Below are 24207 nucleotides of genomic sequence, written 5' to 3'. Positions count from 1 at the left end.
ACAAACAAAGAAGCCTAGCGACAATGTGATTACCACATTTTCCTAGGCTCTGCAAAAACGGAAAAAGTATACACGCCGGACCGTGGCGCGCTTCTTCCCATTTTCGTAGCCAGGTCATTTACGGTGACCGAGTAGAGACTCTCAAGCCGATTCTTGAGATTATACGAAAAATATGCTGTTGTTTTCCGTCTCCAATTTTAGAAGTGAGAACGGATTTTGTCAATGCTATTTGGCGAATAATGTTTGCTGCAATAGTTGCCAATATTCGCGATTACAGCGTTTCCAAACGAAGCAAGCAAGTCCTTTGACCTAATATTTGAACTATTTTCCATAACTATGCCAAGACTATCTGCTATTATTCGCCTGAAGCTATCCCCCGCCCGATGAAATCGAATTTGTTAATGTTGAACAGGAAGCCCTCGCCTCCGGTGAACACGAAGTATATATCGTTCGGACCAACCGGCGTTTCCGTAAAGTCGGCCGATACGTCCTCCCACTTCTGCCAATCGCCCGTTACCGGAACTTTCATCTCTGCGATCAGCTTGCCGTCCGGCGAACCGACCCGCATCCCGATCGTACCGCCCGATCCAGCCGACGATACGCGCGCCTTCACGCCGGTAATGTTAATGAGATTCATATCGGTGAACGCCAGCCACGATCCGTTCTCGATGAAGCCGATATTGCTGCCTCCGCCTTCATCCTGCGTCAATTCAGCCTTCGGCGCATCGCTCTTCTCGTTGTAATATTCCGCTTGGCGATCCGTAGACAACAGCTTGATGGATACGGCGCTAGTCAGCGGAGCGGCTTCTGCAGTACCGTTATCCGTATACGTCGCAGTAAGCAGAAGAAACGTATTCTCGATATTGGTGTCGCTCTTCACCGATACGAACGAGCCTTTGCAGCCGCTTTGGGTTGGACTTGGATGGGCGTGCTCGTCATGACCGAGCGCTGGCGTCACCATGACCTTCGAGCAATCGATGCTGCCATCGTCTGCGTCCGGCACCCTCACTTCATATTCAATCGTATCTCCCCAAGCGAACAATCCTTGCGCTGCCGGAGAGACGAACTCAATCGTAGGCGCCCGGTTGCCGACCGTAATCGGAATAATGAGCGACGCAGCATTGTCACGGGCGTCGATAACCGTTACTTTGGCCGAGTAGTTGCCGTTGCTCTCGTACGTATAGCTCGGATTCGGTTCTTTGGAATCGTTCTGTCCGTCGCCGTTGAAGTCCCACTCGTAGCGCATCTCTCCTCCTTCAAGATCGGTCGTGCCCTCGGTGCTGAACGATACCGCAAGCGGAGCAAGTCCGTTCGTCGCGCTGGCGACCGCTTGCACGGCCGGAGGCTGATCGCCCGCTGCCCCGCTGTAGACGATGCGGGAGATTTTGCCGTCGATCGAGCCGCTTGCGAATTCCGACACATACAGACTGCCGTCCGGTCCGATCTTGGCGTAGATCGGGTGATCGAAGTTAATGTTCGGAAGGAACGGATTGACCTGCATCAGGTTGCCCTGGTCGTCGAACTTGATTTCCTTGAACCATTCGCGGGAGAAGTCAAATGCGATGAGCGAGCCGTCCAAGTAGCGCGGCATGCGGAACGGATTCGTATGATCCGGATCATATTTGTACACGCCGGCTACGGCTGCCGTACGGCCTGTGCCGTCCGTAATGCCTGGGAACTTCTCGCTTGGACCGTAAGGGTAGTAGACCATTGCTCCAATTGCCGGAGGCAGCTGCTTCGCCCCCGTATTATTCGGCGAGTCGTTGACGATCGCCGCGCAATCCTGCGCCTTGCCCGCTACGCGCATCAAGAAATTGTACGTGCGGTAAGCCTCGTTATCGCCGGAGCAGAACGGCCAGCCGTAATTGCCCGCTTCCGTCGCCCGGTTGATCTCATCGTAGCCGACCGGACCGCGCAGCACGTTCGGCGCTCCTGCATCCGGACCTACGTCGCCCCAATAGAGTGCGTTGTCGTATGGACTGAAGCCCATACGATACGGGTTGCGGACGCCCATCACATAGATCTCCGGCTTACCCGATCCATCCGTGAACAGATTCCCTTCCGGAATCGAATACGTGCCGTCGCTCTCGGGCTTGATACGCAATATTTTGCCCCTTAGATCGTTCGTATTGCCGGAAGTGCCTCTCGCATCCCAGGCTGATCTGCCGTCCCGCTCATCTGTCGGCGCATAACCGTCTGATTCGAACGGATTGGTGTTGTCGCCCGTCGACAGATACAGATTGCCGTCAGGCCCGAATTCCAGGTTGCCTCCATGATGGCAACATTCTTTGCGCTGGGTAGGCACGCGCAGCATGACCTTCTCCGTCGTTAAGTCCACCTCATCGCCCTTCACCTCGAACCTTGACAGCACATCCTCCTCGGCCGCGCCGGTCGGCGAATAAAACAAGTAGATCCAGTTATTCTTGCCGAACTCCGGATCAAGCGCCATACCGAGCAGCCCTTGCTCATTGCCTTCAACGATCGGCAGTTTGGCGGATAACGTCGTAATGCCGGTCTTTGGATCGTTCACCTTAACGCTTCCGCCAATCTCAATGAAGAAGATGCGCCCGTCAGGCGCGAAGTCAAGTCCGATCGGAGCGCTCAAGCCGGTCATCAGCTCCTGCTTCTGGTAATTGGCCGAGCTGTATACGGTTGCGGCGCAATCGCCTTCCGCCGCGCCGGCCGCCCAGGAAATTCCGCCTAATAGATGCTGCAGAAACGGCTCGCTCGTATAGCTTTCTTTCGTATGCCCAAGCCCGGTATACCAGGAGCGGCCCCCGTCATAGTTTTGACACCACGCAACGGGGTGGTCATATCCCATTTTGCCGCCTTCGTACGTGCTCTCGTCGACCGTCATTAACACATGGACAGCACCTCGGGGATTAGCCATAAAATTGTACCATTCATCGGTATGCGTCCATTTGGCAGCTAACGAGGCCGTCGAGGGATGCGCGCGATCCGCGGTTTGCAGCTCCGCCGATACGACGGCTGGATGATCGACGAACATGCCGCCAACAAGATCCATATACCATTGCCAGGAATGAAGCGTATCCGAAGCGGAGTGGACGCCGACATAACCTTTGCCCGCTTGAATATATCGCTCGAACGCCTCCATCTGTTGGAAGCCCAATATTTCTCCCGTCGTGTTCAAGAAGACGACTGCCGCATAAGGATCAAGTCCCTCATCGGTGAACACGGACGTATCCTCGGTCGCATCCACCTCGAAGCCGTTCTGCTCGCCAAGAACACGAATAGCCGCAATTCCTTCTTCTATAGCGTCATGCCGAAAGCCATCCGTCTTGCTCAAGACGAGAACCCGATAGTGATCGGGATCGCTCTCACTCTTGTCCTTCGTCAAAAACAAATAAGTGAATAGCGCGGCTAAAGCAACGACGCTTATCGCCACGTATATTAAGGTCGACCTTCTGTTACCTTTGCTGGCCATCATGCAGCGTAATCTCTCCCTTGCCCGGCAATAGAGCCGTTAACTTGTAATTAAAACGGATTTGCGCACCTCAACGCCGTACGGCGTGAATGACAAACCTGGCATTGTCGTAATCATAGGAGCAGGTCGATAGGGTCAAAATCTTGTCGTCTGCCGTCAGCTTCACATTAGACGGATGAAGCGACCGCTTCTGAATGTCGTCCAAAAACGACTGAAACTGTTCGTCCGAATCAAACTCTGTCCGAATATAATCGAAGGATGGATCGGCTACATAAGCGGAGAAGACAACCCACTCTTCGTCCCCCGTCAGCAATTCGAAATCAATCGTCTTCAATCGATCGAACGTCCACCAGCTTTCGTAGTTTTGCAGCTTCCCGAACATCGTGCCGTCTTTCATGTAATGTCCGTAAACAATCGTATTGCGGTTATCGCCGCCTGCGTCATTGCGGTAATCCATAAAGATGCTGCCGGCCTTGTTCTTGCCGCCTTCCGCGTCATGCTTCAAATAAAAAGCATTGTCCTCCCCTTGCACGACCGGGTAATCGATTGAAGTTCCTTCGATGCGGACCCAGCCTACAATGTCCTTGTTCGTTTCCTGCAGTGCCGCAATCTTCGGATTGATTATGGGCTCCTCCGGTTCGTCAGCCAATGTTCCGGCAGTTGTCCCTGCTGGCTCGGGAAGCTGCTCCTCGAGCGGCTCGGCATAGGCGCTCCGGAAATCCGCGTACACCTTCTTGTTTTTGTAGCCGTCCATGTAATAGTCCGCGATCCGAATGCTCGCAAACAAAAAGACAATAGCGCCGATAACGAGCAGCGCTTGCCGTATTCTTGTCTCCCACCAAGCGTTCATCGCATTCACTCCGTTCCCCGTTCGTGAGCCCGCTATGCCCTCTAACAGGAACGTCCCTTCGCCATCATTATGACAAAGGGACATCCTCATTGGCTTGCTTATGTTAAATCAGTCATTCGTTATTAGGATTGCTTCGCGAATTTTTTTCTCGATACAACCATGAGCATTGCAGCTCCAGCCGCAAGCGCTACATAGAGCATGACGCCTGAATCGCCAGTCTTCGGATTGGCTTCCGCCGCCGGTGCCGCCGCGCCGTCTGCCGCTTCGAACTGAACGTTGCGCACGTTGAGGTCGCCGCTGACGAATACAACGAACAAGTCTTGCGTTCCCGTCACGCCGGAAACCGGCGCTTCGAACCACTGGTAAGCCTGCCAGTCGCCTGTCGACTTATATTCTATCGTTGCGATCGGCGTGCCTGTCGGCGCACCTGTATAAACCTCGATCGTGCCGCTTTCCGACGGTGTGGCTACCTCGATCTTCACTTTGGAAGCGCCCGCATCGCCGAATTGAACCTCGCCGTATTTGGCATAGTTGCCTGCTACGATATAACCGATATTTTTGTTTTCGTTGTCCTCAATGCGGGGACCATTGCCATCGGAAAACTTGCCGGAGTCGCTGTTCAGCTCCGTGTTAGCGGAAGTTGCGATCGGGCTGTAAGGATCGATAGCGGCGAAAGCAATCGCGGAATTTAATACGAACAACACGAGAACCATAATCGTAACCGAATACCTTTTTTTCATGGAAAACACTCCTCGTCATTTTAGATGATTGACTTCATATCGTTCTGTCTACCCATCCTGGCAAGTGTGCGACCCCTGAGTGGATCGGCCGTTCCCCCCTTCACCTCCAACAAAATGGAAGTGCTTTCATAACTTAATATTGCATTTTTAACCAAAAATCGTTTTACACAGGAATCATACGATTTCTTCAAAAAATCCAATATAAGACAAAATTAAATTTTCGAGTGAAATGCAATACTGTAGACCTATAAGCGACCATTTTGCATGAGGATGAATACAAAAAAGCCCCTGCCGAGAAGCTCAGGCAAGGGCTGGCGATTTCCATATGAATTTCTTTTTTATTTCGCAAAAAATAGCGGCAAGTAGCTTTTATTGCTCTCCAGCATCTCGTCCAGCAATTGCTTCGCTACGGCGATGCTTGGAACAAGCGGATGATGGACCATCGCCTGCAGCGCAATGCCTCTGTCACCCGTTACAGCCGCTTTTATCGTCAATGATTCGTACGTTTTGACCGCATGCAGCAGCCCTTTAATTTGCTCGGGAACGCGCTGCGGAGGCAAAGCGATCGGGCCTTGCGCCGTCACGACGCAGTTCACCTCAATGCTCGCGTCCTCGGGGAGGAACGGAATAATGCCGTTATTGCGAACGTTCAACGTCTGAATATCACGTCTGTCGGTATACAAGGAATGCATCAAGTTAACAGCAGCTTCGGAATAATACGCACCGCCGCGCTTCTCCAATTGCTTTGGTTTCTCGCTTAGATTCACATCCTTGTACAACTCGAACAACTCCGCTTCGACACGGCTTACAACTTCCGCGCGGGTACCGTTCTTCTCCATTGACTCCTTCATCTCCGCATACATAACATCGGTCATGTAGAAATATCGCAGATAATAAGTCGGTATCGCGCCAAGCGACGACAAGAAATCATAATCCCAATCGAAGGCCGTCACATTTGTTGCCGAGTAGTTTCTGCCGCCCTCGATCATCTCTTCCAGCTTGTCTTCTCCGTTCACATAAGCGGCCGTCACCCAGTGCAGATGGTTAATGCCTACGAATTCGGGCAACACCTCGCGCTCCGATACGCCGTACTCCTTCGCGACAAATTTTTGGAAGTTGATTGGCGAATTGCAAAGGCCAACCGTCTTCACCTTGCTATGCTTCAGTACCGCTTCGGTCACGATGCCCGCAGGATTCGTGAAGTTGAGCAGCCAAGCGTCCGGCGCCAACTCCTCGATATCGCGGCAAATGTCCAAAATAACGGGAACCGTGCGCAGCGCCTTCATCATTCCGCCCGGCCCTGTCGTTTCTTGACCGATCACGCCGTGCGAGATTGGAATGTGCTCGTCGCGGCGTCTTGCTGCAAGCAAGCCGACACGCATTTGCGTCGTAACGAAGTCTGCGCCCGCGATCGCCTCGCGCCGATCGAGCGTCAGCATCACTTTGATCGGAAGCCCTGACTTCTCCACCATACGTTTTGCTAGCTCGCCAACGATTTCTAATTTATGCTTGCCCTCTTCAATATCGACGAGCCATAGCTCGCGAATAGGCATCTCATTGTATTTGTTAATGAAGCCTTCAACGATCTCGGGCGTGTAAGAAGAGCCGCCCCCGATGACTGCGATTTTCAAGCCTTGTTTGTTCATAGCGATTATCCTCCCCGTAATGGATATGGTAAATACTTAATTGATACTTATTGGAACGTGATCTGCCTAAGCGCCTTATCCAACGCCTCATCGATCGTAATACCCGCTTGATCCATTGCGCTCATGACCGCACCAACGACAGGATCGACCGATAGCTTCACGACGCTCGCATTTGGCGCAATCTCGCCAACCGATTTCTTGATCGCTTCAACCATATGATTCGTTGCGCCTCGCGACAGCACGCTGCCCGTCAGCACCACATCGAATACATCCTGCTGCATGCCGAGCCGCTTAATGAGCGCATTAACCGAAACCGCCAATTCATGTCCCGCCTGCTGCAAAATACGAATCGACACCGCATCGCCTTGAGCGGCGGCTTGGAACACCAGCTTGCCAAGCGTTCTCGGCGGTCGGACGCCGTTATCCAGCGCATCATCATACATCGCCTTCACCGAAAGATAACCTAGCTCTTTCGGAACGATGTCGCTCAGCAGTGTTGACTGCTCCCTGCCTTCCCATCCGCGTATCGCGCTGCGGAACGCATGAATCGCCAGATCGGAGCCCGAAGCTTGCCCGTCGCCGAACAAGTAGCCGAAGCCGCCGTATTGCAGCTCCTCACCCTTCGCATTGCGGGCCGCGGCATTAAAGCCCGTACCGCTAATGATGACCGCCCCATAGGAGCGGGTCGTTCCCGCCCGCATGCCAATCATGGTATCGCATGCAATCGCGTACTGCCCGAAGCCAAGCGCCCCGATCATCGGGCGCAATATAACATAATCCGGCTCTCGGTCGGCACCGGCAAGACCGAAGTAGGCGAAGTCCACCTGCTCCTTCGTCACGCCTGCCGCCTGCAGCGCCTCCCCGCACGCTTTGTCGATATGCACTCCAGCCTGTGCGAATGCCGTCTGATGGTTGCCGTTGCCCGCATATCCTTGGCCGAGCACACGGCCTGCTTCATCGACGAGCAAAGCGTGTGTCTTGGTGCCTCCCGCATCTACGCCTAGAAATAAAATGAATCTCACATCCTTTATCTGATCGAAGTATCGAGCCGAATATCAAGTACCGGGCATCGTGCTCCGAATGATCGTTACTTTCGTTCTTTTGTTACGACTATCATATAACAAAAAAGCACCGCGCTCTCCTGCAATGGCGCGATGCAATGATACTATCTTACTGTTTTCACCCTCTTCGCAACGAAGACGGCGATAGGCCGAAATAGTGCTTGAACAGGCGATTGAAGTTGGACAAGTTGCGGAAGCCGCAAGCCTCGGCCACCTCAATCATCTTCATATCGCTCTCCCGCACTAAGCTTGCAGCATGCGCCAGCCTAAGCTGAATCAAATAATCCATCGGCGACGTTCCTACCACCTGCGTGAACAGCGTACTGAATCGCGATGGGCTGAGATGGGCGAGCTCGGACAGTGAACGCAGCGTCCATGGCCTCGCATAATCGGCTTCGATCGCATGAAGCACTTCCCGCATGGTCTCCATTCCCCGGAGCGGTTGGCTCCCGCCGCTCTCTCTCCTCATGAAGTAGCGGCCTGCAAGCGCAACAAACTGAATAAGCTGTGCCCGGACGATCGTCTCGTAATGGGCTTCCTTGCGCGCGTTTTCATCGTACATGACCGCGATTGCCTCTTGCAGCCTTGGCAACTGCGGATGGTCCCGGTCCAACACGTATTCGAGCGATGCGCCAAGCTCGCGGAAGGGAAGCAGCAGCTCCCTGTCATACCGGTGCTCCAGTGCCAAGTAGGCAGGATCAAACATCACGATGGTCATAACAAGCCCTTCCGATTCGAAAGCCCGATGCAGGTCATTCGAGTGGATCAGCACAATATCGCCTTGCTGGAAGTCGTAGCGATTGCCGTTGATAAGGTAATAGCCGCTTCCCTCTCGTATGTAATTAATTTCAAGCGCCTTGTGCCAATGCAGCCGTTGAAAGGTCGGACTCACGCCGCGCGTCTGCGTAATCGTCATAGGAAAGGATGGATCAAATCTTATTTCATCCTTTGTAATCGTCGTAGATGGACTGTTCATCGCGGCGTTCTCCCCCGTTATCTTATTGCTAATCCCTTGATTATAGCAGAGCCGAGATAGCGTTTCATTGCCAGGTAAGAAACTGATCAAAATACTTTATTGACAACAAAAGGGAAATCGGCTAAATTAAATGTATCAAATGGATATATCAAATGGATATATTTTTATAAAAAGGAGCGAACGACATTCCATGATTGAACTTGTTACGCTTGGCATGCTTATACAGGGGAAAATGAGCGGCTACGATATTAAAAAGGTTACGGAGCAGACGATCGGCATCTTTTACAAAATGAGCTATGGAAGTCTGTATCCGGCATTAAAACGTCTCGTGGATGAGGCTTATGTTACCGAGGAGGAAACGAATGACAGTAAGAACAAGAAGCTGTACGCCGTAACCGAGAAGGGGCAGCGGCATTTCATCACATGGCTGCGTGAGCCGCTTAAGTCGAACAAACGCGAATATATGGTCAAGATCTTTTTCTACGACTATCTCGATGAAGAGACAAGGCAACGCAACCTAAGCGACTATCAGCGTTCCATAGAGCTTCAAATCAAGCAGATGAACGCGGTTCAGGCCATTGTGTCCAAAGAGCTGGAGCAGCTTGAAAATAAGGATCAGTACTACTACCGCGTCTCTACGGTGCATTACGGTCTGCAATTTTTTCAAATGGAGAATGAATGGCTCAAACAAATTATGAACAAAAAGGAGTTTTAACATGAAAACACAAAACGACTATGCGGTGAAACGTCCCTATCTAATCCTGATTTTGATCGAGCTTGCCTTAATCGTGTGCGTCGCCGGCGGCAGCGCTTATGTCTCCATAACGGAAATGACGCATCCGCTCGCTCCGTTTCTTGGCTTTGTGCCCATCGCTTTGTTTCTGTTGATCTACTTGTCCGTGACCAATAGATGGAGCATGTTCTATTTCGGCAGCCTTCGCAGCCTGACGGCCAGACAATGGGCAGACTACCTGCCGTTGCTGCTTATCTTAATTGTCCTGATGATCGCAAATCATGGCTTTCAAGCGCAGCCTGCTTCCTATTTTGTCTATATGCTTCTATCCCAGCTATTCCTGGTTGGATTTGTTGAAGAGACGCTGTTCCGTGGCATTATGCTGCGGGCGTTGATGCAGAAGGGCAAAGCCATCGCGGTTGGCGTATCCAGCGTTCTCTTCGGCATAACGCATGCACTGCAGGCGCTTGGCGGCCAGTCCATGCAGGATACGATACTCCAAATCGTCTATGCGTTCATTCTCGGATTCGTCCTTGCCCTACTCGTTGCTAAACATCGCGCGATTTGGTTAACGATCATTTTTCACGGCCTGCATAACTTCATTAACTTCACGGGCAATACCCCAAGCACGCACCTGTACGACTACCTGGTCATCATTATTCTAATCGCCCAGCTCGTGTGGCTGATCGTATCCGGTCAGAGAAATGTCGCTGTCCTCTCCCAAAAGCTCTCGCACAACTACGGGAATTTAAACTAATCAGAGCCGAATGAAACCAAAATTGCAGTTTGATTGGATTTCATACAGGAAAAAATACTCCCTTCTATTTGCGTAACAACGCACATAAAGAGAGTATTTTTTTATTGTTACAAAAGGTTTGACAAACATGCGGCAACGCAGTATAGTAGACTACGTAGTCACATAGACTTCGTAGTCTACTGAAAGGAGATATTCCAATGCGAATACAAATGAGACTAAGTCATGAAGCCGAAGTCATTCTTCGAATGGAAAAACAAAAAATGGAGAAGGCTGAGGGAGTTTCCCCTACTTATGGATAMATCATTAATCAAAAAGTAAGAGAAGTTTTTCCGATTAGAAAATCGGTTAACTGGGAAAAGGTTAGAGATGCTAAAGTTCCATATGAATATCAAAGCAGCGAAAAAGGTGAAATCGATTATAGTACGACGCTTAATCTTGAGCTCTCCGTTTTAAAATGCATTGAAGAATTGCAAGTGGATTTCAAAGATATCTTTCATGTTGCAAGGGTTCATAAATCATTCGTGGTTCGGTTGATTTTGAAAGCTGCAAAATTGCTTGAAATGAACGAGGATATTTCAAAGCAACAGTAAAGTAAATCACAATAGATCGAGGAGGAAAAATATGAAATCAAGTGAAATGATTAAGACAATCAAGTATGTGGAAACAAATTGTCATGGGATCAACCAAATGTACAAATCACGAATAACCTACTTCCAAACTCAAAACTTAAATAAAACGCAAGGTGTAGAGTATGATTCTGAATTTGAGGATTTCGTGAAAGAACTTGAAACCGTCATGGAATGCAAAGTTTATATACCAACCGCCAAGAAAATTCTCAACAACTGGTATTTATGGGCCGAAGAAAATTTAGAGTCATTAAAAAAAATCGAACCTTTTGTAAAGGCTTCCGAGCCTATTGAATGGCTTATTCTGAACCATTTCCGTATTGAGCATGCTACTTTCAGCAACGATGCAAAAGAAGATTCCATTCATGCGGTCAGAAATAAGATGCCACAAGATTCGGATTTGTACAAACGATTAAAAGTCATTGCAGATAAACAGTATCCCGGTAAACGGGGTTTTACATATGAGTACTTAGTAAAAGTTGTTGCTGGTTTTTCAGAAGCTTGGAGTTAATATCGCGAGCAGCACTCCTCTGACAAACCTATACCATCCGATACGGATCAACCCATAGCATATCACTTCTACTTCCCACTGTTTTGAAATCGGACTTTCTACGCTCAACTTTATAGCGGGAGGATTGCACATGGCATATATCTACGCAATGTCAGACATCCATGAGGAATTAGCTCTATTCAAAGAAACGCTAAGCTTAATTGATTGGAGCGGAGAGAACCAATTGATTTTATTGGGTGACTACATAGACATACATTCGCAGGATGTTACCATCCTATATTTCATCAAAGAACTGCAAGAGAACTACAAAGATCAAGTTATCGTTTTGGCCGGCAATCACGAATTCATGTTTTTAGAGGATATACGATCCAAAGCCAGTTTATTTCATGATACTGCTATTATTACTTGGCTCAGAGGCTTGCCATTCTATTATGAAACTGAAAAGCAGATCTTTGTCCATGCCGGCATTGATGAAGAAGCAGAGGAATTGTGGAAATGGGGATCGGAAAACTATTATTTTTGCAACAAATACCCTCATACAACAGGCAAATTCTTAAAGGACGTCATTGCAGGGCATATATCGACATCTGAAATCACCGGAAAAGCCGATAATGATAAGGTTTTTTGGGACAAGCAAAGCCACTTCTATATCGACGGTGATACTCGTGTGAGCAAAACAATACCTGTTCTGAAGTATGATACGGTTTCAGGCAAATACTCCAGTTTTGAGAAGAGAAAACAAGATGACGGCAGCTTTGTGTGGCAGGAATATGTGGTAAAGAAGAGTAAATAAATTTGGAATTTGGACTGGTTGCAAAATGTTGCGGATAAACAAAAAAAAGAGCGTGGAAGCCTTATAAATAAGACTTTCACGCTCTCTATATTTACTCCCACTCGATGGTAGCTGGCGGTTTCGATGTTATGTCATAAACGATACGGTTAACGTTGTCGACCTCATTGACGATACGGACGGAGATTTTCTCGAGCACGTCCCAAGGGATACGAGCCCAGTCAGCCGTCATGCCGTCGATCGAAGTAACCGCGCGGATGCCTACTGTGTACGAGTACGTACGAGCATCGCCCATTACGCCAACGCTCTTCATGTTCGGAAGCGCCGTGAAGTACTGCCAAATCTCGCGGTCAAGACCCGCTTTCGCGATCTCGTCACGAAGAATAGCGTCGGATTCGCGTACGATATGAAGCTTATCTTCCGTCACTTCGCCAAGCACGCGGATCGCAAGACCCGGACCTGGGAACGGCTGACGCCATACGATCGCTTCCGGCAAGCCGCACTCTTCGCCGACTTTACGAACTTCGTCCTTGAACAGCGCTTTAAGCGGTTCAACGAGCTTGAACTTAATGTCTTCCGGCAAGCCGCCGACATTATGATGGGATTTGATCGTTTGCGCAGTAGCCGTACCGCTCTCTACGATATCCGTGTAGAGAGTGCCTTGTGCTAGGAACTCGAAGTTTTCCAGCTTGTCCGACTCTTCTTGGAACGCGTAAATGAATTCGTTGCCGATAATTTTACGCTTCTGTTCAGGGTCGTCTACGCCCTTCAGCTTGCTAAGGAAACGCTCCTGCGCATCGATTTTAAGAACTTTCATATCGAATTTGCCTACGAAGGTTTCCATAACGCCTTCTGCTTCGCCTTTGCGCAGCATGCCGTGGTCGATGAACATACACGTAAGCTGATCGCCGATTGCTTTGTGCAGCAGGATCGCTACAACGGAGGAATCAACGCCGCCGGAGAGGGCGCAAAGCACTTTTTTGTCGCCGACTTGATTACGAATCTCTTGAATCGTATCATCAATGAACGACGTCATCGACCAGTTGCCGTCGCAGTCGCAGATGTGGTACAGGAAGTTGCGGATCATATCCGTGCCGAACTCCGAATGACGCACCTCCGGGTGGAATTGCACCGCGAAGAACTTGCGGTCCGCGTTGCTCATCGCCGCAACGGGAGCATGCTCCGTGCTTGCGTCGACTTGGAAGCCTTCAGGCAGTTCAACGACATGGTCGCCATGGCTCATCCATACCGTTTGTACTTTGTCGAGTCCGAAGCCGATTTGCGAGCCTTCCACAAAGTCAACTTCGGCTTTGCCGTACTCGCGCTTGCCTGCGCGTTCAACCTTGCCGTTAAGCTGGTGCGACATCATTTGCATGCCGTAGCAGATACCGAAGATTGGAATGTTCAGATCATAAATCGCTGGATCTACAAGCGGTGAATTTTCCTCATAAACGCTAGCCGGTCCTCCCGAGAATACGATGCCTTTAGGCTGCAATTCGCGGATCCGCTCCACCGACGTGTTGTAAGGCAGCAGCTCGCTGTATACGCCCAAATCACGAATACGGCGTGCAATTAGTTGGTTGTATTGTCCCCCAAAGTCGAGAACAACGATGATTTCATTTTGCTTAGTCATTACCGAGCCTCCCTCAATAGATGTAGTAATTATATATAAGGGGGTTTAAGCGAGTCAAGGCGAATGCGTTCGCAGGTGCGAATTGGCAATGTTTGGGGTGTTGGAGATGGGTTAGTTTGGGCAGTGAGCGTATGGCGCACGCGTGGGTTGGTTTGTTTACGGACCGTAGACGCGCTAATTGTGGTTTTTGAGTATGTTTGTGCGTGTTGTGGACCTGAGAAGCTCTAATTTGGCTTTTACACTCCAAACCAGACTTGTTTTGTGTGTTGTTAGCGCCGCTGGTGTCCGTAAGCAGGACGATTGGACGTGAAATGGACTATACGTGTCATTTGAGTCCGTACTGTCCCTTCTGCGAAGCAGAACGAAAGGCCGTCCACCGATTGCTCGTGGACGGCCTTTTGGTTGTGCGCCAACGCCGCGATTATTGATTCGCGTGGCGGGGCGTGGTGTCTGCCGAAGGAACATTCTCCTTCGGCGGCTGCTTGATGAGCGTGCGCAGCACAGCGCGCAGCTCCGCAGGTATCGGCGCGCCGGACCAGAGGCCCGGCCGGCCRAATTGCGCTTGCTCCAGCCAGAGTGTCATCTGGCGGAGAGCGTCCTGCTGGGCTGCCGCTAAGCCGTACTCGGCTGCGGCTGCGTATTGTCGCGCCGTCTGATGCGGCGCGCGCTCGCCGAGACGGCGATGCATGAGCGGCGCGAGCGCCGCAGCGACTGCGGCGAAGCGCTCGCGCAGGCGCGTCTCTTCGCCGCCGGGCGAGGCCGATGCGCGGCCGCGACCGCTTTGGCTGCGCGGCGCAAGCGTCGGCGCCGGTGGCGACTGTGCTGCTGCGCCGCCGCGCCGAGCAACGCCGGCGTGGGCCGCGCCATAGCGGCGCAGCGCCAGCGCCAGGCGCAGCCGTTGCCGCTGCGCGGCAGCCAGCGCTGCTAACGCCAGCGCCAGCACAGCCGCGCCTGCGGCGCTGGCAGCGGCGGGCTCTGCCGCCGCGCCCTTGGCGGCGCTCTGCGCCGCCCCCGCGAGCGCATCCGCCGCTCGCGCAACTGCCGAGGCAGCGCGTTCCGCCGCCGTCTCGAACGAGCGGGCTGCGCCCGCCATCCACGGCGAGCTCGCCTCGCCTATATCGCCGGCGCTGACGCCAACCGCGCCGCCACTGCCCGATGCGGCGCTAATCGCCGCCGCATCCGCATCCGACATGACGCCGGTGAACCCCGGCGTCGGATCGAACGGCACCCAGCCTGCGCCTGGGAAAAATACTTCCACCCACGCATGCGCATCCGAAGCGCTGACGGCGTAGTTAGCGAGCTGAACGCCGCCGTTGCCCGCCTTTGCATCCTCTTCTGAACCGCCGGCAGCTCCAGCACTCACACTCACGGCCGAGGAATCGTCCGCCAATTTAGTGCCAGACGTAAAACCCTTCACCCATCTAGCGGGTATGCCTTGCGTCCGCAGCATGACAACCATCGCCGAGGAGAAGTGGACGCAATAGCCGCTTCGCTGCTCGAACAGAAAGTAATCGACAAAGTCGGCGCCCGCAGGCGGTACCGTACTGTCTGCAAGCGAATACGTATAGCTCGTACGCAAATAATCTTCGATCGCGGTCACCTGATCGAAACGGCTCGTTACGCCTCCGCCCGCGACTTCGGATGCAAGCGCTACGACACGGCCCGGCAACGATTCCGGCAGCTGCAAATAAGGCTCTAGATCCTCATCCAGTCCGGATGCCGCAGCCTCTTCACCACCATACTCCGCCATCTGTCCGTCCTCGTATTCGCTTAACGCACGCAGCTTTACGCCGTCTGTTACCGGCATTACGCTTTCAATTGTATATCGCTCCACCTTCGTCGATTGCGACGGCGCATACAGCGAATCGGTTCGTTCGTTATACATGAAGCTGCCGAGCTTTCTGCGCGGATCGGAAGCGATCAGCTCCGTAACCCGGCTGTCGCTGCCCGAAGCAAACAACGGCATGGCAGCAACAGACTCCTGCCAGACGATCATCTGCCGAATGACCGTTTCATCGCCAATTTCGTTCGACTGGACAGCTTGCGCTGCATCTTCATCCGAAGACTTCCTTACCGGCATAAGCGTCACGTTGCTCCAATCATTGCTCCACCCTCTGCCGTCATACAAATTTTTCGATTCGCCCCGCCAATATGCAGCAACCGGTGAGCTACCCGTAAAAATAATACGCCCGTCCTTCCGCAGAGGAGCTCCCAGTTGGCTGTCGTCAAAGCCGTAGCCGGTCAACCCGCTGCTTGACACGAAGCCGCCAGCTCGTTGAAACGTTGGCGTGGAACCACCGCCTTGACTGCCAAGCGCGTTCACGGCATGTTCGATCTTCTGCGATAACGATTGTGTCCAACCGGCAGGTGCCATTGTCGTCTCCTTGCCTCCGGCGAACAACAAGCCGCAACCAATGATCGTAACCACCAGGAATAATGAACCCGTCAGCCAGCCCGTATCCAGACGTTTCACCGCGCCTATTCCCGCCTCCAAAATACGTTTTGCTCGCGGGACTGTTACGATAGCGCCAAGCAGCAGCCCTTCCGCAACGGTGCGAAGTAAGCCGCCCATGACATCAATACCCAACCAAGCATGAAGCACGATTAAGTAACCTGCCGTAATGCCGGCAAGTCCGATTGCCGTCTGGCGCAGCCATAGCAGCGCTTGAAGCGCCGGTGCGAGCATCGCCCAGCCTGCAAGCAGCATAAGCGTGCGAAGCTCTCCGGACATCGCCCACAAGCCGTTGTTAGCCATCATCGCGAAGTCGTCGCCAAGCAGCTCGGGAAACCCCAATAACCACTCGAGCATACCCTCACTATCGCCCTTATACATGAAAGCAAGAGCGAACACGCAGAGCACGACGCTGAACGTAATCGTCACCGCCATCGGCATACGGAATAATCCTGCCGCGAGTACGCAGCCGATAACAGCAAGCAGCGCCATCGGATGATAAATGGCCGCCCATTCGCCAGCATCCGTCCACGGGAGCAGCCACTCCGCAAGCAAACCAAACAATAACAGGCTCGTCACAGCTCTATAGGGCAATGAGTGCTCATCCGTCGTGATACTGCGATCAGAAGCCGAAGCTGCGCCCCGCTTTATTCCACTCCATTTGCTTTCCGCATTAGATTTAGGCGTAGACATGCAGCTCGCCCCCTTCCTCTGCAAAAGGAAGCTCATTCATGATTGCCGGAATGTGCAGCCATGTCACCTTCACGCCGCTGCTCTCCAGCCACTTCTGCTGCTCTCCCATCGCGAAAGTCGGCACAGCGCTCTGTACGGCGATGAACAGCTCCAGCCTGCAGCTCTTGGATGCTGCATAAGCGGCCAAATCTCCCCACTGCTTGCCGCTTCGCCAATCGCCGGTAAAAGCAAGCATCGCGCCGTCCCGCTCTATAAGCTGCTCCTCATGCAGCAGCAATGCCGCTATCGACTCTCCGCTGTCGCACTTCGCGCGCGACATCGCGAGCAGCAGCTCCGATACGCGCGTCAAGCCGTCTCCTTCCAATCCCGAACGAACAGCGCTAATACCTGCTCCTTGCTGCATTAGAAGCGTCACCTGTGCTCCAGTAACTGCAGCTTGCTCAGCAGCAAGCGCCGCCCAGCCCGCGCAAGCGTCGAATAACCGGTCATTTCCGTCATAACCTGCCGCGCACGTATCCAATACAATGCATGTGCCAGCCGGTGTTTCTTGGCTGTGCAGCTTCGTCTGCAAGCCTCTTCCCTTCGCCGCTGACCGCCAGTCCATATGACGCAGCGAGTCGCCGTCACGATAGGGCCGGCTGTCAGGCCCGATTCCGGCCGTTTTCGCTATAGCTGCCCTATCCTCGCGCGCATTCGCTCCTACGTCCCGTCCCGTACCTGTATAGACCGTCTCCGAGCCATCCGCTGCTTTTTGCGCAGCTCGATCAGCCTCGTCTATTTGCTCCAAGGCAGGCAAGGCAGGCAAAACGGTAATCGCTTCCGAGTGACAGTCCATTCGCTTCGTAATGGCAGTTAAACCGAGCCAGTCGCCAACCGTCACCGACATCGGCGCGAAGGAATGACTTCCTCGCCGCAATCGGCGCAGCTTATATACGAGCTCCTTGTCCTTCTCCATGAGGGGAATGAATACCGCCCCGTATGCGACGCGGCTTTCCTTCATCGTATAAGCGTTGGCGATTTCCTCGCGTACTGCGACCCATATGAACGGAATTGCCGCACGCCGGGCAATCGACAGCCTTACGCCAGCCTCTCCGCCGTCTCTCAGCATGACTCCGTCAACGCTGCGAACAGCGCTGAGCCCCGCGGCAGCAAGCGCCGGCATGAGTCCGCTTATTAGACTGATCATCGTAAGCACGGCCGCCATGAACCATTCCACCGCTCCGCCGCGTATCATAACTGCCGCAACCGAGCAGCCCCAGCCGACTGCAATCAGGCACCACAGCCACCACTTCGTGCGATAAGCGCGAATAGAAATGATCTCATCCTCGTCAATAAGCGCATCTGAATCCAGGCGAGTGCTCATCTGCGCCTCCCAGCCCCTTGCGCTGCGCTTACGCCGACAGCCGCTGCCGGCCAAGGAACTTCACGAATCGCCCGCTTAATGACGGTGAGCGCATCGGGCGCGCTAGAGGATGCAACATAACGCATCGCAAGCCGATGCGGAAGGACGGCTTCCGCCGTTGCCAGCACATCATCGGGAATCGCATAACCGCGTCCGTCTACATATGCGCTTGCCTGCGCAGCGCGCAGCCAGTCTCGCAAAGCGCGAGGACTAAGTCCAAGCAGCACCTCTGGCGCTCGTCTCGTTACCGCCGCCACCTGCACCATATATTCAATTAAAGCCGGATGCATATGCGTCTGGCGCGCCTCCGCCTGCATCTGAAGCCATTCCTGCGTTGCAATAACCGGCCGCAGCCGCTCTGGCTCGACCCGCTTCCGGTCGGCATACTGCTCAAGCAGCTTTTTCTCTTCCGCCGCTGCCGGGTAGCCGATCGACAGCCGCATCATGAACCGGTCAAGCTGCGCCTCAGGCAGCGTATTCGTTCCCTCGAAGCTAAGCGGATTTTGCGTCGCAATGAGCATGAACGGAACAGGAAGCCTGCGCGTCTTCCCTTCTATGCTGATTCGCCGCTCCTCCATTGCTTCAAGCAGCGCGGATTGCGTACGCGGAGAAGTACGGTTAATCTCATCAGCCAACACGACGTTCGCCATAATCGGTCCAGGCCTGAATACGAGCTCGCTCGAGCGCGCATCCCAGACGACGCCCCCGATGACATCGGCCGGCAGCATATCCGACGTGAACTGTATGCGCTTGAAATCACCGCCGACAACGCGGGCGAAAGCTTGCGCGAGCATCGTTTTGCCAACGCCTGGCACATCCTCCAGCAGCACATGCCCTCCCGCCAGCAGCGCGATAAGCGTATGTCTAATGACGTCTTGTTTGCCTAGCAAGACACTCTCTACCTTCACTAGCAATCGATTCAATAACACTTGAGGCGGTTCAGCCCAGTGGCTATGCGGCAGTTTATCTTCTTCCTCGGACAATTGGGGAGCATTCATCATATAATTCGCCTCCTGAAAAATAAATCTATCTATTTTTCAGTGTCCCCAGCTTACTCTCGCTTTAGACCTGCTAGAATCGGATTCGGCCGCTATTTTACCCAAATCTCGCGTCGTTCCGCGTTATAGACATAATTCTCAATTGCTAGACCGAATTTCTGAAGCGTGGAACGGACAGGAACRATGGCCGCCTCGTCTCTCCCCTTCGCCCCGCCAAGAGCGAAGTCGGTCAGCCAATAGATACGCTCGCCGTTATAATAAGCTTCCACGACGCCGCTATCCGGATCAAGCTCGGCAGTGCCGCCGATCCACTCGGTCAGCTTTGCAAGTGACACCTTGATCGAGCCTTTGCTTAAGGAATACTCCTCCGGGGACAACACCAGCTGCTCCTCGCCTCTATGGAGGATAAGATTCGGCTCCGTATGAGCCGGCTGCGGCAACGTCATCCGATCTCTGCCAAGCTGCTCCGCATAAAGCACAAGCGCCGCCTTCTCGCTCTCCTTCACGGCAGGTCTGCTCCACTTCAGCTTTTTGGCCAATGAAAAGTGGATCGGCGTCACCGCTGTCGTAATCGGCGCGAACGAGTAGCCTTTTTCCTTATAATAAGCAATGATCGCAGGCAGCGCCTTCACTGACTCTTCATGCCCTCCCCCGTCGTGCAGCAGCACGTTCAAGCTGTCCGCAAGCTTCGAGCCCTTCACCGTTGCGATAATTTCAGAAGACGGCACGCCGCGCCGCTTGGAATCGCCGCTATCTACATTCCAGTCGTGTATGATATAACCTGCTGCTGCCATCGCGTCAAAATACCCTTGGTCGAAGTTGCTGTAAGTCCCACCTGGTGCACGGAACAGCGGCGTTCTGACGCCGGTTGCGGCGAAGATGGCATCGTCCGCCTTCATTACCTGCTCCGCGAATACGGCGAAGCTGCCGTACAGCTTCTCGTATTTATGATTATAGGAATGATTGCCGATGGCATGGCCTTCCGCAAGCACCTGCCTCGCAATATCGGGCTGCTGCTCAACCTGCTCTCCAAGCATGAAGAATGTCGCTTTAATGCCTTCAGCTTTCAAAATATCAAGCACCTGCTCCGTATGCTGGCTTGGACCGTCGTCGAACGTCAAATAGACGGTTTTGCCGCTTGGCTTAGTCGTTACAGGTACAACGGGCTTACTATCGATTGCAGACGGCTTCGTTTGCGCGTCTGGCTCTTTCTTCCCAACAGCCTGCTCTATCTCCACGTCGTCAGCAGACTCATAAGCGGCCGGCTTTGCGAGCAGCGGCTGCTTCTCGGTATGCGTAATCGTAATAGGAGCAGCAGGCGCGGCAGCCGTCAGCTCGACCGCCGTCGCCTCTACAGCCGCTTCCCCTTTGTACACTGCCCATCCTCCAAGCTCGAACATCGTGAACCATACTACAATTACGCAAATAGCCGCCTGCATCGTCCGCCGCATTGACATTGCCACCTTTCTCTACCATCATCATAATGATTTTCATCCATGTGATAGATTATATGAAGGGCAAGTCTAGTAAATGACACCCGCCTCCAAAATGACTCTACTCTATGATCGAAACCGGTTGTATAAGAATAACGCCTATCGGAAGTTTTTATCTCCAATTTGAAAGATTTACTTTACGCTTTATCGATATTGAGTAATTAAACATTCTTCAGATGTAGTAAACACGATAGCGGATTAGCCGGTTTTTGGAGCGTGCCGCTGCTCACCGCCGGATAAATGGCTCAATAGGTGCATTTCGTCGAACTAATCTCAGTTGCCACTCAGTTACGAGCTCGATAGTTGCCCTTCATCGAACTAATTGTGCCGATTCGCCACTAACTTACCAAACTAGCACGTTTAGTTGCCTGATATCGAACTAAACAGCCGGCTCGCTTGGCACAAGACTAATTAGTTGCCTAGAATGATACTAGAGCGGATTCAACAAAAAAAAGCGCCCACCGCTAGGGTGGACGCTTGCTTCAATCATCCGTTAAAATGCAGGAACGATCGAGCCTTTGTACGTATCTTCAATAAACTTCTTCACTTCCGACGACTGAAGGGCGGCTGCAAGCTTCTTGATTGCATCCGAATCCTTGTTATCGGGACGGGACACGAGGATGTTCACGTAAGGCGAGTCGCTGCCTTCGATGAACAGGGCATCAGTTGTCGGCACAAGATCGGCTTCAAGGGCGTAGTTCGTGTTGATAAGCGCCAGATCGACCTCGTCCAGCACGCGAGGCAGCGTCGCTGCTTCTACCTCTCTAATGTCCAGCTTCTTCGGATTTTCCGTAATGTCGCCGACCGTTCCGTTCACGCCGACGTCTGCCTTCAGCTTAATCAAGCCGTTCGAGGCCATCAGCGCCAATGCGCGTCCTCCGTTCGACGGATCGTTCGGAATGACGACTTTCGCGCCATCTTTTAATTCATCGATGGTTTTGATTTTTTTCGAATAAGCGCCGAACGGTTCGATATGAACGCCCGCTACGTTAACGAGATCATAGCCTTTATCCTTGTTGAACTGCTCGAGGTAAGGCGTGTGCTGGAAGAAGTTCGCGTCGATCTGCTTCTCGTAGAGCTGCGTATTCGGCTGCACATAATCATTGAATTCGATGATTTCGAGCTCGATGCCCTCCTTCTCGAGCAGCGGCTTCACGACCTCCAATATTTTGGCGTGCGGCACAGGCGATGCGCCGACCTTCAGCTTCACTTTTTCTGGCTGTTCGCCTGCATTGCCGGCATTATCGGTTGGCTCTGCTCCGTTACCGTTATTTTTGTTTTGTCCGCATGCGGCCAAAGCAAGCACGAGCATCAGCATGACAAAGATATATCCTGTTTTTTTCATCTCTAGCCCTCCTATGAATGTAGCTTCTCTCCATATTTCTACTTTATTCCTTATTTCCGGCTATAGCGGCTAACAAGCGCGTCGCCCGCCATCTGGAGCAATTGCACCAGGACGATGAGCAGCACAACCGTTACGAGCATGACGTCGGTTTGGAAGCGCTGGTAGCCGTAACGAAGGGCAAGATCGCCCAATCCGCCGCCGCCGATCACGCCCGACATCGCCGTATACGATACAAGCGTCACTGCCGTAATCGTCACCGCAGCCATTAATCCGGGCCGAGCTTCGCTTAGCAGCACGCGCCGCACAATATCCCATTTGGAGGCGCCCATTGCCTGCGCCGCCTCGATTACGCCGCGGTCCACCTCGCGCAGCGATGTCTCAACCAGCCGAGCGAAGAACGGCGTCGCCGCAACGACAAGCGGCGGAATCGAACCTTCCACGCCAAGCGACGTTCCCGTAATCCATTTCGTAATCGGCATAATCATAATCATCAATATGACGAACGGCACCGAGCGCAAAATGTTCACGATAAACGACAAGACGCCATATACAATCTGCTGCTGCAGCAATTGCCTGCGCGAGGTCAGGAACAACACGACACCCATGATCAAGCCTAAAATAATGGTGAACAGGAGCGAGGCCGTCAACATATACAGCGTATCCTTGGTAGCCTCCCAAATTTCATCCCAGCGCACGTTCTCGAAGCTCATCATCATAGCGTATCCACCTCCAGCCCTTCCTTCCGCAGAGCCGCAACGACGTTATCGATCTCGCGATCCTCGCCTAGCAGCTCCACGATCAGCTGCCCGTAAGGCGTTTGCTTCATTCGCGACACAGTCCCCTGCAAAATAGCGAACTGCACCGGCGTATGCTTCACCGCGTTGTACAGAATCGGCTCATACGTAAGCTCTCCAACGTAAGTGACGCGAAGCAACCGTCCCTGTCGTTTCTCCAGCAGCAAGCTTGTAGCGCTCGTATCGGACACTTGATCGACGAAATCGCGCGTCACCGCATGCTCCGGCTTCAGAAACACATGGAGCACATCGCCCATTTCCACGATTTCTCCCTTGTCGATTACCGCTACACGGTCGCAAATGGACCGAATAACCTGCATCTCATGTGTAATCAACAGAATTGTGATGCCTAGTTTGGCGTTAATATCGAGCAGCAGCGACAGAATCGAGTTCGTCGTCTGCGGGTCAAGCGCCGACGTCGCCTCGTCGCATAGAAGTACGTCGGGATTGTCCGCGAGCGCTCTCGCAATGCCGACACGCTGCTTCTGCCCGCCCGACAGCTGCGAAGGATATTTGTCTCCATGCTGCTCCAGCCCGACAAGCTTCAGAAGCTCGTCCACGCGAGTGCGCACGGCAGATCCGCTCTGCCCCGCCAGCTTCAATGGAAAAGCGATATTGTCGCGCACCGTCGACATCGACAACAGATTAAAGTGTTGGAAGATCATGCCGATCTTGCGTCGCTGCGCCTGCAATTGACGCTGCGACAGCCTTGTCAGCTCCACCTCGCCTACCTTCACCGTTCCCGATGTCGGGCGCTCCAGCAGATTGACGCAGCGCAGCAGCGTGCTCTTGCCGGCGCCGGAATGCCCGATTATGCCGAATATCTCGCCTTTATTGACGCTTAAGCTTATATCTCGAACAGCCTCAACCGAGACAGCCCCAACCTTGTACGATTTCGTAATGTTATGCAGCTCAATCAGATGCGTGTGCCCCCTATCGTGCCATACCATGCGGTTGCCCGCTCCGTACTCCCCTATTACAGCAAGCCATATTGTATAAATTGGATGTCGCTCCGGTCAACGCACAAAATGTACCAGTCTGCCCATTCATGCTCTATTGTCTCCAACATGGATCGTTTCATTAGTGCCGCGCCGCATAAGAAGAAATGCCTGAAGGCGTCCTTTCTATAGACGCCATCGTTTCGTCGAAACGTATAGAGAAAGTATGAGCAAACTCATATACTTTCCTATACGTCAAAAAAACCGCCTCCCGCAGCTTGCGCACGGGACGGACGGTTCATTTGGTATGATAGATGGCTTTGT

The 24207-nt window shown here is 52.7% G+C and carries 19 protein-coding genes and 1 riboswitch; of the genes, 5 read left to right on the top strand and 14 right to left on the bottom strand.

The genetic code is table 11. The features are described from left to right. Positions 1-86: 86 nt before the first annotated feature. Positions 87-187, bottom strand: a riboswitch (purine riboswitch). A gap of 168 nt (positions 188-355) precedes the next feature. The 6 genes from AB4Z33_RS15455 to AB4Z33_RS15430 form a co-directional block, all read right to left on the bottom strand. After that, positions 356-3448, bottom strand: coding sequence for a ThuA domain-containing protein (locus tag AB4Z33_RS15455; protein WP_442050750.1), 3093 nt, complete (start codon positions 3446-3448; stop codon positions 356-358). Between the two features lie 67 nt (positions 3449-3515). Next, positions 3516-4295: a class B sortase gene (srtB, locus tag AB4Z33_RS15450; RefSeq protein WP_442050749.1), complete on the bottom strand. Its 780-nt coding sequence runs from the start codon at positions 4293-4295 to the stop codon at positions 3516-3518. A 122-nt stretch (positions 4296-4417) separates the two neighbouring features. Continuing rightward, a complete protein-coding gene (locus AB4Z33_RS15445; protein WP_442050748.1) occupies positions 4418-5035 on the bottom strand; it encodes a carbohydrate-binding protein in 618 nt (205 codons plus the stop codon). 338 nt (positions 5036-5373) lie between these two features. Next, positions 5374-6681 (bottom strand): 6-phospho-beta-glucosidase, encoded by a 1308-nt coding sequence (locus AB4Z33_RS15440; RefSeq protein WP_442050747.1) that lies wholly within the window; start codon positions 6679-6681, stop codon positions 5374-5376. Positions 6682-6728: 47 nt separating this feature from the next. Then, entirely contained in the window at positions 6729-7703 is a 975-nt protein-coding gene (locus AB4Z33_RS15435; protein WP_442050746.1) for an N-acetylglucosamine kinase, read from the bottom strand. Between the two features lie 157 nt (positions 7704-7860). Further along, on the bottom strand, positions 7861-8718 hold the full coding sequence (locus AB4Z33_RS15430) for a helix-turn-helix domain-containing protein (protein ID WP_442050745.1): 858 nt from the start codon (positions 8716-8718) through the stop codon (positions 7861-7863). 190 nt (positions 8719-8908) lie between these two features. Here AB4Z33_RS15430 and AB4Z33_RS15425 point away from each other — a divergent pair, with 190 nt between their 5' ends. The 5 genes from AB4Z33_RS15425 to AB4Z33_RS15405 all read left to right on the top strand — a co-directional run bounded on the left by AB4Z33_RS15425 (position 8909) and on the right by AB4Z33_RS15405 (position 12138). Further along, positions 8909-9433 carry a PadR family transcriptional regulator gene (locus AB4Z33_RS15425; RefSeq protein WP_442050744.1) on the top strand — a complete coding sequence of 175 codons (525 nt, stop codon included), beginning with the start codon at positions 8909-8911 and terminating at the stop codon, positions 9431-9433. 1 nt (position 9434) lies between these two features. Further along, positions 9435-10208, top strand: coding sequence for a CPBP family intramembrane glutamic endopeptidase (locus AB4Z33_RS15420; protein ID WP_442050743.1), 774 nt, complete (start codon positions 9435-9437; stop codon positions 10206-10208). A gap of 245 nt (positions 10209-10453) precedes the next feature. Beyond that, positions 10454-10798: a hypothetical protein gene (locus AB4Z33_RS15415; RefSeq protein ID WP_442050742.1), complete on the top strand. Its 345-nt coding sequence runs from the start codon at positions 10454-10456 to the stop codon at positions 10796-10798. Positions 10799-10829: 31 nt separating this feature from the next. After that, positions 10830-11345: a hypothetical protein gene (locus AB4Z33_RS15410; protein ID WP_442050741.1), complete on the top strand. Its 516-nt coding sequence runs from the start codon at positions 10830-10832 to the stop codon at positions 11343-11345. Between the two features lie 130 nt (positions 11346-11475). Next, the gene (locus tag AB4Z33_RS15405; RefSeq protein WP_442050740.1) at positions 11476-12138 is read left to right on the top strand and encodes a metallophosphoesterase; all 663 of its coding nucleotides are present in this window, start codon (positions 11476-11478) and stop codon (positions 12136-12138) included. Positions 12139-12229: 91 nt separating this feature from the next. Here AB4Z33_RS15405 and guaA read toward each other — a convergent pair whose 3' ends face one another. From guaA to AB4Z33_RS15365, 8 genes are all read right to left on the bottom strand, one after another. Then, the gene (gene guaA / locus AB4Z33_RS15400) at positions 12230-13768 is read right to left on the bottom strand and encodes a glutamine-hydrolyzing GMP synthase (RefSeq protein ID WP_442050739.1); all 1539 of its coding nucleotides are present in this window, start codon (positions 13766-13768) and stop codon (positions 12230-12232) included. A 421-nt stretch (positions 13769-14189) separates the two neighbouring features. Then, the gene (locus tag AB4Z33_RS15395) at positions 14190-16913 is read right to left on the bottom strand and encodes a transglutaminase-like domain-containing protein (RefSeq protein WP_442050738.1); all 2724 of its coding nucleotides are present in this window, start codon (positions 16911-16913) and stop codon (positions 14190-14192) included. Further along, a complete protein-coding gene (locus tag AB4Z33_RS15390) occupies positions 16900-18276 on the bottom strand; it encodes a DUF58 domain-containing protein (protein ID WP_442050737.1) in 1377 nt (458 codons plus the stop codon). Before AB4Z33_RS15390 ends, AB4Z33_RS15395 begins: the two co-directional genes overlap by 14 nt. Further along, positions 18273-19316 carry an AAA family ATPase gene (locus tag AB4Z33_RS15385; RefSeq protein WP_442050736.1) on the bottom strand — a complete coding sequence of 348 codons (1044 nt, stop codon included), beginning with the start codon at positions 19314-19316 and terminating at the stop codon, positions 18273-18275. The genes AB4Z33_RS15390 and AB4Z33_RS15385 overlap by 4 nt, the downstream gene beginning before the upstream one ends. A gap of 89 nt (positions 19317-19405) precedes the next feature. Beyond that, positions 19406-20764: a polysaccharide deacetylase family protein gene (locus AB4Z33_RS15380; protein ID WP_442050735.1), complete on the bottom strand. Its 1359-nt coding sequence runs from the start codon at positions 20762-20764 to the stop codon at positions 19406-19408. Between the two features lie 535 nt (positions 20765-21299). Beyond that, entirely contained in the window at positions 21300-22151 is an 852-nt protein-coding gene (locus AB4Z33_RS15375; protein WP_337103694.1) for a MetQ/NlpA family ABC transporter substrate-binding protein, read from the bottom strand. 50 nt (positions 22152-22201) lie between these two features. Continuing rightward, positions 22202-22867 carry a methionine ABC transporter permease gene (locus AB4Z33_RS15370; RefSeq protein ID WP_442050734.1) on the bottom strand — a complete coding sequence of 222 codons (666 nt, stop codon included), beginning with the start codon at positions 22865-22867 and terminating at the stop codon, positions 22202-22204. After that, positions 22864-23865, bottom strand: coding sequence for a methionine ABC transporter ATP-binding protein (locus AB4Z33_RS15365; RefSeq protein WP_442050763.1), 1002 nt, complete (start codon positions 23863-23865; stop codon positions 22864-22866). Before AB4Z33_RS15365 ends, AB4Z33_RS15370 begins: the two co-directional genes overlap by 4 nt. Positions 23866-24207 lie beyond the last annotated feature (342 nt).

This window comes from Paenibacillus sp. 2TAB19 (genome assembly GCF_052115185.1).
Classification (GTDB): domain Bacteria; phylum Bacillota; class Bacilli; order Paenibacillales; family Paenibacillaceae; genus Pristimantibacillus.
This window is presented reverse-complemented; position numbering and strand designations above follow the sequence as displayed.

Bases quoted from the DNA above. Each gene is read 5' to 3' on its own strand.
- AB4Z33_RS15455 (WP_442050750.1), bottom strand. From the start codon at position 3,448: ATGATGGCCAGCAAAGGTAACAGAAGGTCGACCTTAATATACGTGGCG.
- AB4Z33_RS15445 (WP_442050748.1), bottom strand. From the start codon at position 5,035: ATGAAAAAAAGGTATTCGGTTACGATTATGGTTCTCGTGTTGTTCGTA.
- AB4Z33_RS15430 (WP_442050745.1), bottom strand. From the start codon at position 8,718: ATGAACAGTCCATCTACGACGATTACAAAGGATGAAATAAGATTTGAT.
- AB4Z33_RS15420 (WP_442050743.1), top strand. From the start codon at position 9,435: ATGAAAACACAAAACGACTATGCGGTGAAACGTCCCTATCTAATCCTG.
- srtB (WP_442050749.1), bottom strand. From the start codon at position 4,295: ATGAACGCTTGGTGGGAGACAAGAATACGGCAAGCGCTGCTCGTTATC.
- AB4Z33_RS15370 (WP_442050734.1), bottom strand. From the start codon at position 22,867: ATGATGATGAGCTTCGAGAACGTGCGCTGGGATGAAATTTGGGAGGCT.
- guaA (WP_442050739.1), bottom strand. From the start codon at position 13,768: ATGACTAAGCAAAATGAAATCATCGTTGTTCTCGACTTTGGGGGACAA.
- AB4Z33_RS15410 (WP_442050741.1), top strand. From the start codon at position 10,830: ATGAAATCAAGTGAAATGATTAAGACAATCAAGTATGTGGAAACAAAT.
- AB4Z33_RS15385 (WP_442050736.1), bottom strand. From the start codon at position 19,316: ATGATGAATGCTCCCCAATTGTCCGAGGAAGAAGATAAACTGCCGCAT.
- AB4Z33_RS15440 (WP_442050747.1), bottom strand. From the start codon at position 6,681: ATGAACAAACAAGGCTTGAAAATCGCAGTCATCGGGGGCGGCTCTTCT.
- AB4Z33_RS15405 (WP_442050740.1), top strand. From the start codon at position 11,476: ATGGCATATATCTACGCAATGTCAGACATCCATGAGGAATTAGCTCTA.
- AB4Z33_RS15425 (WP_442050744.1), top strand. From the start codon at position 8,909: ATGATTGAACTTGTTACGCTTGGCATGCTTATACAGGGGAAAATGAGC.
- AB4Z33_RS15390 (WP_442050737.1), bottom strand. From the start codon at position 18,276: ATGAGCACTCGCCTGGATTCAGATGCGCTTATTGACGAGGATGAGATC.
- AB4Z33_RS15375 (WP_337103694.1), bottom strand. From the start codon at position 22,151: ATGAAAAAAACAGGATATATCTTTGTCATGCTGATGCTCGTGCTTGCT.